13 protein-coding genes are annotated in these 17448 nt (G+C 40.9%); 8 read left to right on the forward strand and 5 right to left on the reverse strand.

The genetic code is table 11. The annotated features are described in order from the left end of the window. The first annotated feature begins 37 nt into the window (after positions 1-37). From M2408_RS06115 to M2408_RS06125, 3 genes are all read left to right on the forward strand, one after another. Positions 38-1006 carry a polyprenyl synthetase family protein gene (locus tag M2408_RS06115; RefSeq protein ID WP_259180244.1) on the forward strand — a complete coding sequence of 323 codons (969 nt, stop codon included), beginning with the start codon at positions 38-40 and terminating at the stop codon, positions 1004-1006. An 82-nt stretch (positions 1007-1088) separates the two neighbouring features. After that, complete coding sequence (locus M2408_RS06120) at positions 1089-1865, forward strand: amidohydrolase (protein WP_259180245.1); 777 nt, start codon at positions 1089-1091, stop codon at positions 1863-1865. A gap of 287 nt (positions 1866-2152) precedes the next feature. Beyond that, positions 2153-2596, forward strand: coding sequence for a MarR family winged helix-turn-helix transcriptional regulator (locus M2408_RS06125; protein ID WP_223582003.1), 444 nt, complete (start codon positions 2153-2155; stop codon positions 2594-2596). Between the two features lie 137 nt (positions 2597-2733). Here M2408_RS06125 and M2408_RS06130 read toward each other — a convergent pair whose 3' ends face one another. The 4 genes from M2408_RS06130 to M2408_RS06145 all read right to left on the reverse strand — a co-directional run bounded on the left by M2408_RS06130 (position 2734) and on the right by M2408_RS06145 (position 8125). Then, on the reverse strand, positions 2734-4290 hold the full coding sequence (locus M2408_RS06130; protein WP_259180246.1) for an FMN-binding glutamate synthase family protein: 1557 nt from the start codon (positions 4288-4290) through the stop codon (positions 2734-2736). 186 nt (positions 4291-4476) lie between these two features. Beyond that, on the reverse strand, positions 4477-5238 hold the full coding sequence (locus M2408_RS06135) for a Rossmann-like and DUF2520 domain-containing protein (protein ID WP_259180247.1): 762 nt from the start codon (positions 5236-5238) through the stop codon (positions 4477-4479). After that, entirely contained in the window at positions 5238-7697 is a 2460-nt protein-coding gene (locus M2408_RS06140) for a heme lyase CcmF/NrfE family subunit (RefSeq protein ID WP_259180248.1), read from the reverse strand. The genes M2408_RS06135 and M2408_RS06140 overlap by 1 nt, the downstream gene beginning before the upstream one ends. A 20-nt stretch (positions 7698-7717) precedes the next feature. Beyond that, positions 7718-8125 carry a cytochrome c maturation protein CcmE gene (locus tag M2408_RS06145; RefSeq protein ID WP_120260530.1) on the reverse strand — a complete coding sequence of 136 codons (408 nt, stop codon included), beginning with the start codon at positions 8123-8125 and terminating at the stop codon, positions 7718-7720. Positions 8126-8530: 405 nt separating this feature from the next. Here M2408_RS06145 and M2408_RS06150 point away from each other — a divergent pair, with 405 nt between their 5' ends. Further along, positions 8531-9490, forward strand: a complete 960-nt coding sequence (locus tag M2408_RS06150) for a lipid A deacylase LpxR family protein (RefSeq protein ID WP_259180249.1) — start codon at positions 8531-8533, stop codon at positions 9488-9490. Here the strand turns inward: M2408_RS06150 and M2408_RS06155 are convergent. Continuing rightward, entirely contained in the window at positions 9487-10746 is a 1260-nt protein-coding gene (locus M2408_RS06155; RefSeq protein WP_259180250.1) for a dicarboxylate/amino acid:cation symporter, read from the reverse strand. The two genes, M2408_RS06150 and M2408_RS06155, sit on opposite strands and share 4 nt — an antisense overlap. A gap of 421 nt (positions 10747-11167) precedes the next feature. On the opposite strand from M2408_RS06155, the gene mnmD reads away from it, so the two are divergent. From mnmD to M2408_RS06175, 4 genes are all read left to right on the forward strand, one after another. Next, positions 11168-11833: a tRNA (5-methylaminomethyl-2-thiouridine)(34)-methyltransferase MnmD gene (gene mnmD, locus M2408_RS06160; RefSeq protein WP_259180251.1), complete on the forward strand. Its 666-nt coding sequence runs from the start codon at positions 11168-11170 to the stop codon at positions 11831-11833. Between the two features lie 112 nt (positions 11834-11945). Then, a complete protein-coding gene (locus M2408_RS06165) occupies positions 11946-12524 on the forward strand; it encodes an RNA polymerase sigma factor (RefSeq protein ID WP_259180252.1) in 579 nt (192 codons plus the stop codon). A gap of 187 nt (positions 12525-12711) precedes the next feature. Next, the gene (locus tag M2408_RS06170; protein WP_259180253.1) at positions 12712-13905 is read left to right on the forward strand and encodes a FecR family protein; all 1194 of its coding nucleotides are present in this window, start codon (positions 12712-12714) and stop codon (positions 13903-13905) included. 135 nt (positions 13906-14040) lie between these two features. Next, positions 14041-17388, forward strand: a complete 3348-nt coding sequence (locus M2408_RS06175; protein ID WP_259180254.1) for a TonB-dependent receptor — start codon at positions 14041-14043, stop codon at positions 17386-17388. Positions 17389-17448: the final 60 nt, after the last annotated feature.

Here is a 17448-nt window from a genome sequence, read left to right on the forward strand (position 1 = left end):
TTATTGCTATATTCGCATGATTCGATCGTAAAGATATATGCAACACTTACAACAGCTCGTGATAGAGGCGATAGAGACAAGTCAATTTCCTGAAACTCCAACAAATTTATATGATCCCATACGGTATATATTGACTTTGGGTGGCAAGAGGGTTAGGCCAGTGCTAACATTGATGGCGGCCGAGTTATTCGGCATGCAAGAGATGGACGAAATTATTCCGGCAGCAAAGGCTGTAGAGTTTTTTCATAACTTTTCCTTGATACATGACGATCTGATGGATAAAGCTCCTTTACGAAGAGGAAAAACTACTGTTCATGAAAAATGGGATGCTAATATTGCCATTCTCTCTGGAGATGGATTATTGGTGAAAGCTTATGAGGAAATCTCCAAATGTAATCCGGTTTATCTGCCCGCAACTTTACGGATTTTAAGTAAAGTAGCCATGGAGGTCTGTGAGGGCCAACAATTGGATATGGACTATGAAAGTCGTGCGTCATTGTCTATGCCCGAATATCTGGAAATGATTCGTTTGAAAACATCGGTACTATTGGGGGGAGCATTGCAATTGGGCGCCATTCTTTCCGGAGCGAACGAACAACAACAACAATTGATCTACGATTTTGGGGAAAATGTTGGTTTGGCCTTCCAATTGCAGGATGACATATTGGATGCCTATGGTGATCCGGATACTTTTGGGAAAATCGTCGGCGGTGATATTATGATCAATAAGAAAACCTTTTTATTGGTTAAACTGATGGAAGTTATTGCTGAGGAGGATGTTCCTACGATGCAGCGCTTATTACGTTCAACTGTCGAGGCTGTTCCGACAAAAGTTGAAGATATGCTAACCTTATATGATAAATATCAGGTCCGGGAAGCAGCGGATGAATTAAAAGATATATACACGCAGCGTGCATTTGAAAAAATGGATGCTTTAGATGTACCAAATGAACGTAAAGAAGCGTTATTACTGTTAGCAAACAATCTTTTGGTAAGACAACAGTAGATAGAAATTCTATTAAAATTCGTATTTTGCCAATAAATGGCTATTTTGTACTAAATAATTAAATAAATTTTAGATAACGTTCATGGATCCTTTAAAAATCACGGTATTTCAAGCATATTTATTCTGGGAAAATATTGAAAAAAATCTGAATAATCTGGCGTTGCGACTTTCATCATTACGCGAGAAAACAGATTTGATTATCTTGCCGGAGATGTTTAATACGGGATTTACGAATAACGTTGAAAAATGTGCTGAACCCGCCAACGGTCCTACCACAAGATGGTTGTTTGAAATGGCAAGTTCGTTAAACTGTGTTATTGCCGGCTCATTAATCATTGAAGAGGAAGGGAAATACTACAACCGTTTTTTATGGATGTTTCCTGATGGCAAATATGTAAAATACGACAAACGTCATCTTTTTGGCATGTCTAAGGAAAGCGAGTATTTTGAACCGGGCAACGAACGTATTTTAGTGGATATCAAGGGTTGGAAAATTTGCCCTATGATCTGTTACGACCTCCGATTCCCTGTTTGGTCCAAAAATCAAAATGCGGCCTACGATATCTTAGTTTATACAGCAAGCTGGCCCGATAAACGTTCGGCGCACTGGAGAGCACTGATTCCTGCACGTGCCATTGAAAACCAATCTTATGTCATTGGTGTGAACCGTGTGGGACATGACGGTAACGATATCTATTACTCTGGTGGGTCAATGTGTATATCTCCATTGGGTGATGTCGTTTATTATAAGCCCGAAGATGAAGACCTATATACCTTTACATTAAATCCGAATGATCTCTTGGAAGCGCGGGAAAAATTTCCATTCTTAAGAGATTCAGATTCATTTACAATCGGATAATTCTTTCTTAAAATCGGATTAATCTTTCTTATAATTTAGGTATAAAGACAAGCAATTTATTTTGTTTGTCTCCTTTTTTATTGCTAAATTCAGTCTACTGTAAATCGTTTATGATGATTTATTAACATCTATTTATTGCATGTTGATAAAATTTGTTTGACACAACTGTAGAAAAACGTAATTTAGGCTAAATATTAGCCAAAATAAGTTTAGTTTTCTTTGTTTTGATTTGAGCATAATATTTATTAGCAACATAAGTTGCGTAAACAACCATAACCATTATTTATATGTTAGACCAAGATTTAGTATCGCAAGAGTATTTTTATAATTTCCTGACCGGGAAATACTCAATTGCGGTTATGAGGAGATTACAGCGTAATCTCAGGGAAGCGGGATTAAGTATTACTTCGGAGCAATGGAGCATTATGTACAATCTGTGGGTAGAAGAGGGACTGACCCAGCAGGAATTGGCTATCCGGACATTCCGGGATAAACCGAGTGTAACGCGCCTGATCAATAATCTGGAAAGACTTAATCTGGTGATCCGTGTCAATGACAAAAATGATAGACGATCTAATTTGATCTATTTAACCAAAATTGGCCGGAAGATGAAAGACGAAGGGATGAAGCAAGCCACGAATACGATTGAACAGGCTTTAGGTGGACTGACCGATGATCAGATTGCTTTATCTCATACAACTTTACATCGTGTGCTGTTCAATCTGAAATAGTATTGGCATCTCAATTAATGATCACATTAATTATGAAATTATCTGAGCCGAAAGGCCCAATAGGGGAAAGAAAAAACAAGAAGCCCTCAGCGTTAACAACGACTGAGGGCTTCCTGTATAGGATATGTATCGAATGACTAGTCTTCGAAAAGTTTGCTTTCAAAATCGGTATGACTATTGACCAATTTTCCTTCTGTACCAAAATAGATTTCTTGGAAGCTTAACGTCCGTATCGCATCTACTTTGCGGTAGAATTTATCTGCGGATACGTCAGATAAGGTTTTGAAACCACAGGCCTCCATAATCTCAACAGTAGCGCGCAATGTATTGCGATGGAATTGGGCTACACGTACATATTTGTCATTAACATCTAGTCCTTTGTACAGGTGCGGTTGTTGCGTTGCAACACCTACTGGACAAACGTCTTCATTACATTTTAAGGCCTGAATACAACCTAAGGCGAACATCATTCCACGTGCACTATAGCATGCGTCAGCACCTAGAGCAATAACTTTTAGGATATCAAACCCAGTAACAATACGGCTTGACACAATCACTTTGATGTGTTTCTTCAGACCAAATGCTATCAACGTTTTAGTTACAAAAGCTAATGCATCGTAAAGCGGCATCCCCAAGTTGTCTGTAAATTCCAAGGGTGCAGCACCTGTACCACCTTCAGAACCATCGACCGAGATAAAATCTGGGAAGATCTGTGTATTCTGCATGGCATGACAGATGTCCATAAACTCATGTTTGTCACCAATACATATTTTAAATCCGATCGGCTTTCCTCCGGATAGTTCCCGCATATGCTGGATGAAACGCATCATTTCTGTTGGTGAAGAGAATGCGCTATGTGCAGGAGGTGACATGACATCAGTCCCAGGGATGACGTGGCGTATTGCCGCAACCTCAGGCGTATTTTTTGCCGCTGGTAAGATACCCCCGTGACCAGGTTTTGCCCCCTGTGAAAGCTTAAGCTCAATCATTTTGACGTTTTCGCGGTTTGATTTTTCACGGAATAGCTCAGCGTCAAACTTGCCTTCCGAATTACGACATCCGAAATAACCTGTACCAACCTGCCAGATCAGATCACCACCGTTATTGTGATAGTCACTGATACCACCCTCTCCGGTGTTGTGCGCAAAATTTTGTAAAGCGGCACCTTTGTTTAGTGCAGTGATAGCCGTTTTACTCAAAGCACCATAACTCATCGCTGAGATATTGAAGACGCTTAAGCTATAGGGCTTTTTACAGGATTCGTTTCCAACAGTCGTACGTAAATCGTGATTTTCGATATGACAGGGGAAAACAGAATGTGCAGCCCATTCGTTACCGACCGCTTGTGGATCAGTTTGCATACCAAATGCGACAGTCTCACGTTGATTTTTTGCCCGTTGATAAACAATAGAACGTTGTCTTCTGTTGAATGGACGACCATCCATATCAGATTCCCAAAAGTACTGTCTCAATTCAGGACGGATCGATTCGAAGATATAACGAAAGTATCCAACAAGAGGGTAGTTTCGCAAAATCGCATGTTTGGTTTGGAAACTATGGTATAAGGCGATCAATAATAATGGGAATGGAAAGATCAATAACCAAAACCAGCTTGATGTAAATATTAAGCCAAATGATACAATGATTAAATTAATCACAACCATTATTGAAATAATGAGTTTTCTAACTTCCATAGAAAATACGATTGTTTAGTTTTAATTCGCTATTTTAATGTTTAGTCCAATTGAATATATTACTGCTCAATTAGCATTCCAAAATGCGCTTTTGGACACAGCAAATGTACTAAAGTTCCCCAAGTAAATGGATATAATTACTATGCTAGAATAAGTTTTGATAAGTTTATAACTGTTTCTAACAAACTATTTTCTTTTAGTAATCTGACGCGATAAAAGTTGATAGATTTGCTGTAAATCTGGTTTATTGCTAATAAATTTCAAATGTTTTTGCTGTGTCGCTTCATCGCCCCGGATCGCTGGACCTGTCTGAACTGTTATTGGAACATGATTTTGAACTTTTTCTGCCGTTTCTAAAATGATCGGTCTGACCAGGTCAAAGGAAAGATTATGCTCTTCCAATAGCTCATGGGCAAACTGATAAAGGATATTCGAGAAGTTATTGACCATGACGGAAGACAGATGGATTGCTAGTCGTTGCTTTGAATTGCAATAGATACTACGGGTTGAAAAGGTATGTGCAAGTTGAAGTAAAACCGTTGTATTGCCCTCATTGTTGCCTTCCACACAAAATGGAATTGCCGAAAAATCAATAATTTTGTTTTTCGATAGCGATTGTGGTGGATAGATAACACCAGCATTCTTAAATCGCTCCAGGACATTTAGGTCAGTCGCTCCAGAACAATGTACTACAATCCCGTTGAGATCCTGTGGTATCGTTTCTACAAGAGTAGGAATAGCCTGGTCTGACACAGCGATAAGATAAAGATCAGCATCGCGCTGCAGTTGGCTGAGCTGATCTGTGCTGGGACAATGAAGCGCAAAGGCCAATGCATCCGCATTGGCCTTTGTTTTACTATAGATCTGAACGATCCGGTGTCCTAGCTCCTGAAACGCTTGTCCAAAATGTGTTGCGGCATTTCCGCTTCCTAAAATGACAATGTTCATTATTTCGCTAATTTTCGTTTCTCTTCTTTATTTCTTCTGACAATGGACATGATAAAACCGATGGTCATGATAATCGTTCCACACCAAAAGAAGTTGATGTATGGAAATTTGATCGCTTTAAAGACTACCCACTTTTTCTCAGGTAACGGCTTTTGATAGACCATGATTTCCAACTTATCTTTGTCCGGTTTGATACCTGTAAACCTAAATTTAAGGCCCTGATCAGTGACATCTTTATTGAAATCATAGATTCCACCATCTTTAATCAAGTAAATGGGTTGTACTTCGTATTGTTTATTATCCGCTGCAACCACTTTTATTTTTAATCCGACCATAACGTCGTTAGGACCTTTTGGGATTTTCTCCAGCTGCGCCTCTTTATTGAGGCCTTCAATCACATAGTATCCATTGCGGTAACGTAAGGTGTCACCGATATTGACTTGATAGGTTGCAGGTTCTTCGTAATCCTCAAAGCCTGTTTTCTCTTCGTTCGCTGTTTTTGAATGCTGTGCCTGGCTCTCCGCTGCTGCAGCTGTAATCAACGTATATACGTCATGCGTAATGTAATGTTTGGTTGCCGGAGTACCGATCAAACCACCCATTTTGGCATTGTTTTGTGCGAAAGGTTGTAGTACAAATTCTTCTTTTACTTTACCTGTTTCCTCATCAACGCGTTCGTATTTGATTTTGTAATAGGTATTTGGCGCAACAATGCTATCACCGATATAGGTGATTTTATATTCGCCCATTTGTACAGGTTCTCCTTCGGTTAGGAATAGGTTCTCTCCCGGCTTTTCGACTTTGTCAAAACCAGATACAGCGATATAGCCCGTATTGTTGACAGAGATAACCTCGTTTGTCGCTGCAGCGACCATAGCTCCGATAAGTAATAGTCCAAAACCGATATGAGCGACGGAAGAACCCGCCAATTTCCATTTACCTTTGACTGCATCACCCAATACACGGATATTCGCCAGAATACAGAAGATGCTGGCAAAGGTGATCAGGATATAGATCAGGTTGGTATATGTTTTGGTAAAATATGAAATAATTGCTGTCAGGATAATGGCTACAGCGAGAGACGCTACAGTAGAAGCCAAGAACTTACGGCTATCGCTGCGTTTGTATTTTAAAAACTGGGTAAAGCCGGTCATGATCATGACAATAACAGCGAATCCGGATTGCCATTTATTATAATGTTGAATGGGTTCTAATGGTGGCGCCACCTTGGTGCCGAAGATTTTGTTAAATACCGGAATAGAAGTGGAAGCAATGATCTGTGCACAGGCAACAGTCAGGACCAAAGCCCCAATAAACAACCAGAACTCTCTCGAATAAATCTCTTCGTCTTTTTCGGTAATGGGCATCTCTTTTTTCTTAACGACAAGAAAGACGACCATAATTACTAAAAATGCCACATTGAACAAAATCAACTGCCCACTCATACCTAAATCGGTGAAGGAGTGTACCGAAGTCTCGCCTAAGACGCCACTACGTGTTAGGTAGGAGGCATAGATCACCAGGACAAAGCTGATCATAGCTAGGAATGTTGCGGTGAAATAAGAATGCCCCGAATTTTTATAGGCGATCATCACGTGAACTGCGGCGATCAGGGTGAACCAAGGAATAATAGACGCATTTTCCACAGGATCCCAAGCCCAGAAGCCTCCAAAGTTAAGTGCTTCGTATGCCCAAAATGAACCCATAATAATCCCAGCTCCAAGAATCATAACCGCAAATAGCGCCCATGGAAGTGCGGCACTGATCCATTCCTTGTAGCGTTTGGTCCATAGGGCTCCAGTCGCATAAGCAAAAGGAACAATCATGGAAGCAAAACCAAGGAATAAGGTCGGTGGGTGGATCACCATCCAATAATTTTGTAAAAGTGGATTTAAGCCATTACCGTCAGTAATCAATGATAGATAATTGGCTTGTTTTAAGATCGGAATATCCATTGCATCACGCAAAAGGATAAATGGAGAACTACCGATACGTAATCCGAAGATTTCCACACCGACGATCATGGATGCCAAAAAAGCTTGACATAACATCACAAAAGTCATTACAGAATTTTCCCAGCTCTTTGCTTTAAAGAGCAATATGGTCCCTAATACAGCCTGCCAGAACATCCATAGCCAGAAACTACCTTCTTGTCCTTCCCAAAAGCTGGAAATGATATAATAAGTAGGCAATGTCTTGGATGAGTGCGCCCAAGCATAGTTGTACTCAAATAAATGATTATAGATGATATAAAATAAGGTTGCACCGATAGCGACAACAGAAACGGCATTAATCCAGAATCCAATGCGTGCGATCTTTTTCCATGAAGTCTCTTCAGGGTTTTTAGTCGCGAAAAAATAAGCGATACAAGATAAAAGTGCGGCACCAAAGGAAAGAACAATAAAGAATTGTCCGATCTGCCCAGGTAGCAGGTGCTCACCAACGTAATTAACGTCCATTGAAAAATTGATTTTACAAATTAATTATTGAAAGCTGTGGCATTGATTTCAGTCACGACCGATTTATCGTTATATTTCGATGGACATTTCATCAATATTTTACTTGCTCTAAACACATTCCCGTCCATTTTTCCCGTCAATACAATTTGTTCTGAACGCTCAATGTCCTGAGGTTTTGCGCCTCTGAATACAACTTCACATTCTGTACCTTCATTGTCGTACATGAAAAAGCTGAATTTGTTGGCATCTGTTTTCGGGTCATAGTGAAGTACCTTGTCTTTGTTGAGCTGGCCGACCACATATAGTTCTGTTTTCTTTTCTTTTGCCTCGGTAAATGTCGAGTAGGTACTTGAATCCGTATAGATGACAAGTATCATGGCAATAGCCACTGCAATAATAGCGATTAGAATGATGGAACTTTTTTTCATTAGTATTATTTGTTTTTATCGATAATGAAACTATCAAGAGCAATTGTTCGAACGATAATCTGAACTAACTAAAACTGATGACGGTTTCATTCGTATGATTTGTTTATGCTATTGTGCCAACCTTTGGAGATATTCTTGTTCCCAGTAAAAGCTTGTGTATCGATAACAATGAATCCCTTATAGGCATTCATTCAGACAAAAGCTGACACTTAATCGAATGCAAAATTACAAATAGATTTGCGAAGAAAGGAATAATGCAACTTTTCGACATTATTTATATTTGTTCTAAATAGGTTGTTGTCGCTGAAAAAATGAGGTATATTTGGATGCTTTTGAATAATTTAAGTTGAGATTTAATATTTTGTTGCAGTTTATATCGCATGAATTTTACAATTGCCTGTTAATATGAGTGTTGCTTTGCGGTCTTTACTGCTCTTATATGGAGTTGTATTTCCATTTTTTTTGGTTTTTGGGCAGGTGAGGTTGCGCAACCAAGAGGTTTCTCTTCAAAATGACAATGATGTTTATCTATTGATTGGCCAGGATCGATATTATACCAATGGTATCAATGTCAATTACCGTATCGCACTACCACCAGGAGAGGCTTCCGGGATTTCGAATACCGTATTGGACTTCGAAGTTGGACAGCGTATCTACAATGGTATCAGTATAATAGACTATCGTAGACAGAATAAGAAATATGACAGACCTTTCGCAGGATACCTTTATTTGAGCGCATCGGGAACTCGTTTTTTGAAAGGCGATCAAGTGGTTGAACTTAAAGTCGAATTGGGGCAGATCGGTTCCCGGTCTTATGGCGAAGATGCGCAAAAGTTTATCCACCATCTGTTTGGAATGTATGAGGCTACAGGCTGGGATACCGCATTGCGCAATGCCTTTGGTGTAGATCTACAGGCGAAATATTTGAAAGGAATTTACCGGGATCAAGCGGGAGTATTTGATCTCGGGATAATGGGGCAGGGTGCTCTGGGGATGAACAATACCAATATGGAGGTTGGAATTCCAATCCGTGCAGGTAAACTTAAATCCTACCATGCATCGACCTTTACACATGGCCATTTGACAGAGGCTAGAAGTGACGATGACAAAGAATGGTACTTTGTTTATCAACCTAGTTTGGCCCGGATCTTTTATAATTCAACGATACAGGGAGGGCTGGGGAAAGATGATCCTATAGGCGGATTATATCGGATCGAACCTTGGATGATAAGTCACCGCATAGGTTTCAGTTGGTCCAATCACAAGGTCAATTATGGTATTAATTATATTTTCAATTCCAAGGAACTAAAGTCGGTGTTTCACCGGCATCAATACGGACAGTTATTCTTTGCATATCGGTTTTAACCACTGCTAACCGTTTGTTCTGTGATCGGGTCTGAGAGTTTTTGTCCGATTAGCCTGGTGGTCAACATGGCAGCAACGGTATCGCCGGTTGCATTGAGCATAGTGGCTAGTGGGTCTACCAATGTCGCAATAATCATAATGGAGGGAATGACTTCTGTGGGCATCTGATAAACCGATATGATCAGCATTTCACCGATATATCCCCCATTAGGAATACCGCCGGCCACGATGCTGACCAATAAGGTGATCCCTACGGCCATGACCAGGTTGGTTGGATCAAAAAATTCCTTTCCACTCAAGAGCAGCGCGACATAAATTTTAAAAATACAAGCAATGGCTGAGCCATGTTTATGTAGCGTTGTGCCCAAAGGGATGACGACGCTTGCGACAGTATCGGGTATGCCGATTTGTTTTGCAGCCAGTAAGTTGGCCGGCATGGTGGCCAGACTGCTGCAGCTACTCAGTGCTGTCAGTGAGGGGAGAATATTGTTTTGCCAGTAGCGTTTGACTCCTTTGATACCAAAAGCAAGAAATGCGAATAAACTAAATACTGTAAAGAAATAGAATAGGCCAAAGATATAATATAGACCAATGGGTTTGGCGTAAAAGCCGAAGAGCTGTGGGCCAAGTGTTCCAACCTGATAGGCAAAATAGGCACCCAGTCCGATGGGTGCGAGCTTCATGACCATGACCAGTAAATTGCCCATGACAGCATTGCCTGAGTTGATAAATTTTCGGAACATATCAGCTGCGGATCCAGATTTACGTGTCGCAATCCCCACTAAAAATGAAAATATAACAAAGGCCAGCATATTCTGCCGGGACAATAGACTGGAAAATTCACTAACAGTCAGGAATCGAACCATCTTTTCACCCCAAGAGTCCTGTGTGGCGGTGTCAATGATTTCCTTTGCTTGTTCGATAGGAAGGTCGGAACTAACAGGAAATAGGTAAAGGAAAATAACGCTTGTTACACCTGCAACCACAATGCCGATTACAAATACGAGTGACATCATGCCGATAATACGACCCAATACGCTGTCCCCTTCAATATTGGCTACAGACGAAGCTATGGCAAAAAAGACCAGCGGTATTACGCTTACAAAGAGCAGATTTAGGAAGATATCCCCAATTGGCTTCAGGTTGTTCACAAAATGTGGAAAAAAGACCCCAATTAAACTTCCGATACCGATGCCAAGAAGCAGCAGCAGGATGCTGCCATAGTTCTGTATAAAAGTTTTTGCAGAGTATTCCATTAGGTTCTGTGATTGTTTAGCGTTTATGACGCTAAAATAATCTTTTTATCTATTATTTTTATCCATTTAAATTAATTATACGTGTTGGTCGTGTTGACATAAATGAACTCATGTACTCATTTATTTGGTATTTTAACGTATCTGTGAATTCAATCGTTCGGTTCCCTCGGTTTGAGTTAAATCGTAATGGTTTCACTCCACAACCTCTGGATAAAGATTATTTGGGATTTATTTGGGTCCGCTTTTTATCTTTGGGCAGATATATCTACAGAAGACCATCACTGTGGCAGGGAGACCCCAGGGGAATGTGAGCGTAGCTTACGTCACTGGCTTCACTGCTTTTATGACGATCTGCTGTACCGCCTGTTGGATCGGGTGATGCGTATGGTATATTTACTTTATCAAAAATATAATGACAAAAATGGATTTTGTAACAACCGCAGATGGTTCCAAAACATTGTACAATGCGGAGATAGGTGAATGTTACCATTCTAAGCATGGTGCCGTTCAGGAAAGTAAACATGTATTTATCAAAACTGGTTTGGATCATTTTGTACAACAAACGGGAGCTTCAGAGGTTGCTATTTTGGAAGTGGGATTTGGTACCGGACTGAACTTTCTGCAAACAGCAGAACATATTGGGGACAAGTCGTTTCAGGTAGACTATGTCGGAATCGAAGGTTTTCCATTGCCACTGGCGACCATTGCTGAGACAGGCTATGATGAGAACGTAGATGCAACTATCTGGTCGGCTTATCTGGATAACTATGAAGCCGCATTGCAGCAGCCGGTGCAAATTCACGAACGCTTACAACTCACCATTGCCCATACTTTATTGATGGATTTCCAATCCGAAAAAAGATTCGATGTGGTGTATTTTGATGCTTTTGCAGCCATACATCAGCCCGAAATGTGGAGCGATGTGGCATTGGCGCATGTCGCGCAATTCGTTAAACCTGGAGGCGTTTTTGTTACTTATGCCATTACAGGTAATCTCAAACGCAGTATGAAATCTTTGGGCTTTTCCATTGAGAAGGCTCCTGGTGCACCTGGAAAAAGAGAAATGCTGCGTGCGACAAAACTTTAAACAGCCTGTTGTTCCATTTTAAATTATTGTTAACTGTTTGATAATCTAAAAAGTGTTTTCTAATTTAGCTTTGATATTAAGGCTAACCTAATAGTTCACTTTCCACTACCTCATGACAGATTCACAGTTGATAGACAGTTTGAAGGAAGACAACCAGACAGGGTTTGTGGCTATTTATCATAAGTATTATAAGCAGTTGCTTTTCTTTGTTTTGCGTTACCTGAAAGAGGTCGATGTCGCTGAAGAGATCGTAGCGGATGTTTTTGTCAAGGTATGGTCCCGTCGATCCGATTTTCATTCCATGGAAAGTCTGAGGGCTTTTATTTATATTACGGCAAAACATGCCAGCCTCAACGCTATTCGGGACAAACGCACAAAAGGTATTCAGGAATCTTTATCCAATTATGAGGATCTACTTACGGATGACCGTGATGCTTTTTCAAAGATGATTCATGCGGAGCTGGTACATGCCATCTTTAATGAAGTTGAAAAATTGCCTGAAAAGCAAAAAGAAGTCTTTAACCTAACTTATCTGGAGGACAAGACTGTAGAAGAAATTGCAGACCAGCTGCAGATGAGTCCAGCCGCTGTATATACGAACCGCTCCCGCGCAGTGAGTACTATTAGAGGGCTTTTGGGGGCAAAGGATGCTTTAACACTCCTTGCATTCCTATCCTTTGTCAGTAAATAACAGACAGCAAGTAGAAAACAGGAAATCAATGTTTAACAGAATATATTGCTTATGCAATATGAGTTTTAATGTTTTTTTGAAAAATATTTATCTGATAAACAGCCTTTTAATTCTTTTTATATTTTTTTCTGTAAGATAATCCTATGCTTCGTGTTTCTATCGTCAACAAGCAAATGAAAAGAACATCATGTATACGATAGATCATATTATTCAATTACTTCAAGCTTACCTAAAAGGGGAGATTCTCCCTGATGAGCATGCCGAATTAAGCATGCTGTTTGAAAAATATCCGGAATTACAGGACTTGGCTAAGAAATTGGAAGATCCGGCAAATTTGCGCGAGGAATTACAGGCTTATGAAGAATTTTCGACGTCAGATCAGACGCAAGAACAAAGGATTCTATCGAATATTATGGATAAAATCGAGATCCAGGGCAATCAGCAGCCTAAACACCGATGGAAGCTGTATGGTTGGTATGCTGCCGCGGCTTGTTTTATTGCTGTTGTTGGCTTGGGAATATGGCAAATAAATAAACGAGATGGGATAAATACGTCGGATCCAGCTACTCCTGTTGATGCTGTTAAATTAGCAGAAAATCTTCTTCCCGGTGGAAATAGAGCCACCCTTCAGCTTGCGGATGGTACCGATATCGGACTTGATCAACAGCAGATGGGGATTGTGATGGGCGATGAGATTACCTATACAGACGGCTCAGTAGCCCTGGCGACTGCAAAAGATGAAAAACGCATGATGATCTTGTCAACTCCCCGTGGTGGACAATATCAGATCGCCCTTGCAGATGGGACCAAGGTTTGGCTCAATGCTGATACACGCCTACGCTACCCCAATAAATTTATGGATGGACAACGCGTTGTCGAACTGGATGGGGAAGCTTATTTTGAAGTAGCCAAGGTGGCTGGAAAGCCATTCATTGTTGTTACAGCAAAGGAAAAAGTCGAAGTGTTGGGAACTCATTTCAATGTCTACTCTTTTCCGAAAGAGAAGGAGTCCAAAGTTTCTCTGCTGGAGGGTAAAGTAAAAGTCTCCGTTCCGGCAGGAAAGACAAAGCTACTTCAGCCGGGGGAGCAAGCTTCGGTACAAGGGGAAGAACTTTCTGTACAACAGGTGCCTGTGGATGAAAGTATTGCCTGGAAGAATGACGAATTTATGTTCAATAACGAACCCCTGGGCACGGCACTGGCTCAGGTAGCACGTTGGTATGATATTGATATTGAGGTTGACCCAAGTGTAGCCAAGATGAAGCTATGGGGGTCGGTTTCACGACTTGATAATTTTGATAAAGTGTTAAAAATCATAAAGATGACTGATGATAAAATTAAGATTCAAATCGAAGGAAGGAGGGTCCGATTGATGAAATAAGAGCCAAAAATGACCTATATCCTATTTCGTCTATCAAAAAGCTGAGGAAGGTGGTACTTCCCCAGCACATTTTGGTCCGAAATTTTATGAAAACGCGCTTAACTGTTTATTAAACTAACAAACCAATCAAATGTAATGAAAAAGTATAAATACCTCATTATTATGAAAATGATTATTATACTTCTTTTATTTACACTGGGGCAGCTCCATGCTGGAAGTTTTGCCCAGACAGTAAATATTAAAAAGAAGAATAGTTCGATCGTCAACGTATTTCGTGAAATCAAAAAGCAGACCGGATATACTGTTCTGTGCAAATCAGAAATCGTAAATAATACACCTGTTATTACGGTTGATTTCAATAACGTTCCTTTGGACCGTGCTTTGACAGAGCTTCTTACTCCACATGGTTTAACCTATTTTAAGGAGGGAAAATCAATCGTTGTTAAGGCTGGAAAGACTGATTTGGCGATTGATCGCTCGCATAGCACGGCGAAAGACAACACGCTTGAACTGCAAAAGAACATTCATGGTCAGGTCACCGATCAGCAGGGTAAGGCCCTGTCAGGTGTAAGTGTTACCGTAAAGGGTACAAAAACGACTGTAGGTACAGATCAAAACGGAAATTATTCGATTGCTGCCAACCGCGGAGCGACGTTAGTTTTCAGTTTTTTAGGTTACGATCGCAAAGAGGTTGAAGTGAGTGGGGAAACGCTCAACGTGAGCCTGCAGTTTAGCCAATCCAATCTGGAGGAAGTAGTAGTCACAGGCTATGGAACTTTTAAGAAAGCAGATTATACGGGATCGGCTTCGACGATTCGGACCGACCGCATGGCGGATGTTCCGGCAGTAAACTTCTCAACGATGTTACAGGGCAATGCACCCGGTGTTCAGGTGAACTCCTTATCGGGACAACCTGGAGGAGCAACCGATATCCGTATCCGTGGTATGGGTTCCATTAACGCCTCAAACAAACCTTTGTTTGTCATTGATGGCGTACCCGTAATGTCCGAAAATATTGCTTCAAGTGAGTCGAATAATGCTGGATTGGATGTCATGTCGACCATAAATAGCTCCGATATCGAACAAATTACTGTCATTAAAGATGCGGCGGCAGCTTCCCTTTACGGTTCACGTGCTGCGGGTGGTGTGATCTTAATTACCACCAAGTCCGGTAAAGCCGGCAAACCCGTGTTTTCAGTGAAGGGAGATTATGGGCTGTCCAGTCAGGCAACAGATTTTCGCGAAGTGATGGATGGACCACAACGACGTGAGATGCTTTTGGAGGGACTACGCAATAGAGCTCGCTATTTAGATAAGCTAACGGATGAGACCCAGATTGAAGATTATGCGCAGGCGAATATTGATAAATATGCACCTATTCCGACAAGTGGCTGGGCCGATTGGAAAAAAGAACTGTTTCGTCGTAACTCGCCTTTCAGAAATGCAGATATATCTGCTTCAGGTGGAGATAGCAAGCTTTCCTATTATACATCCATGGGGTATACCAATCAGACGGGATTATCCTATCAGTCGGGCTTCGAGCGTCTCACTGGAAGACTGAACGTCAAGTACAAAATGAGTGAAAAGATGGAGTTGGGAGCTAATATTTTGTATTCCAATATTACACAGGATGTCAATTCCGAAGGGGGAGGTTATACCTCGCCAATCTATTCTTCACGTCATAAGATTACCGCATCAGAACCGGTTTATAACGAAGATGGATCTTTCTTCCTGGATTTCTTTTCTAATGGTCCACGTAATCCCAAGGCTTCTTCCTTGTACAATTTCCGACGGGAAAAAGGTGACCGTTCATTCAATACGGTTTTTGCCAACTATAAATTTATTGATGGGCTAGTTTTTAATACAACTTTTAGCCTGGATCATACAACAACGCGTTACAACTCTTGGTCGGATCCTCGTACCTCGGATGGAGAAAAGACAAACGGTTCCTTGACCACAAGTTTTTCTGACTATAAACAAATGGTATGGCGCAATAGCCTAACCTACACTAAAACATTGGCGGAGAAACATCATTTGGATATTTTGGGTGGCTACGAAGTGAATACTTATCGTAAAGAAGGATTGAGCGGTGCCAAGGACAATTTTCCGACTGTGGATAAAACTGTGTTGTCCAACGGTTCGGTTTTGACCGATGCTTCGGGATCCAATAGTGAGTGGCGTTTGTTGTCTTACCTGTCACGTGCGAACTATAATTTTGATGACAAGTACTTTTTAGGAGGTAGTATTCGTATGGATGGTAGCTCACGTATCCACCGCAGCAACCGCTGGGGAACATTCTGGTCGTTGTCGGGAGCTTGGAAGTTTACAAAAGAAGACTTTATGGCATCTTTAAATGATGTGATCAGTGATGGTAAAATCCGTGTTTCTTATGGTACCAATGGTACTTTGCCATCCAGCTACTATACTTATATGGATTTGACAGGTTTTGGCTTTCCGTATAGGAATAACCCGGGTATACGGGAAATCCAGATTGGAAATCCGGGTCTGAAATGGGAAAAACAGAATAACCTCAATATAGGCTTAGATTTACGTTTGTTTGAAAGACTGGGGCTTACCTTTGAATGGTACCAGCGTCAGTCATCGGATTTGTTGAATGATGTTCCTACATCTTATACAACGGGATTCTCATCTTATCTGAGCAATATTGGGACGATTCGCAATTCGGGTATTGAGCTCGACCTGAATGCAGATATTCTACGAAATGGTGCATTTAAATGGACATCGAGCTTAAACTTTGGAATGAACCGTAATAAAACGATTGCCTTATCTGATGGTAGTTCGGAACTGCGGGATGGAACACAGATTCACCGCATTGGGCAACCATGGTATAGCTATTATTTAATCGAATTTGCAGGGATCAATAAAGAAACTGGTGTTCCACAATATTATATCAATGATCCTGCGAATCCAGGTTCAAGAGAGACAACTGAGGATTATACTGCTGCAACGCGGATATTGTATAAGAGCGCGGATCCCAAGCTTGTGGGTGGTTTTACCAATACATTCCGTTATAAATTCTTGGATCTGAATTTCACATGGACTTATTCCCTAGGTGGAAATTCCTATGACAGTGGTGCGCAGAAAACGGAATTGGGTGGTAAAACAGGTTATGACAATATTCCAAAATATTACGAGCGGAGATGGCAAAAACCGGGTGACGAAACCGATATCGAGATGTTTATGGTCGGCAATAAATACGATATGAGCAGTGTAGCCAATACACGGCGTGTACATTCTACTGACCATATCCGTTTGAAAAACCTGACTTTCGGGGTTTCTATTCCACAGCATATCTCCCGTAGACTAAAAGTGAGTAATATCCGGGCTTTCTGTTCCGGTATGAACTTACTGACCTTTGCGGCTTATAAAAACTACGACCCTGAGGTGCCTGTGGATGGAGTGGTATATTTTGAATCCCCTAAATTGAAGACAGTAACCTTCGGTTTGGATGTTAAATTTTAAGGAGCAAGCACTGATTCGTTCATAATTATAATTTCATTTTTCAGATAAAGGGAATTTTAA

This window comes from Sphingobacterium sp. BIGb0165 (assembly GCF_024810095.1).
In the GTDB taxonomy this organism is placed as follows: Bacteria; Bacteroidota; Bacteroidia; order Sphingobacteriales; family Sphingobacteriaceae; genus Sphingobacterium; species Sphingobacterium detergens.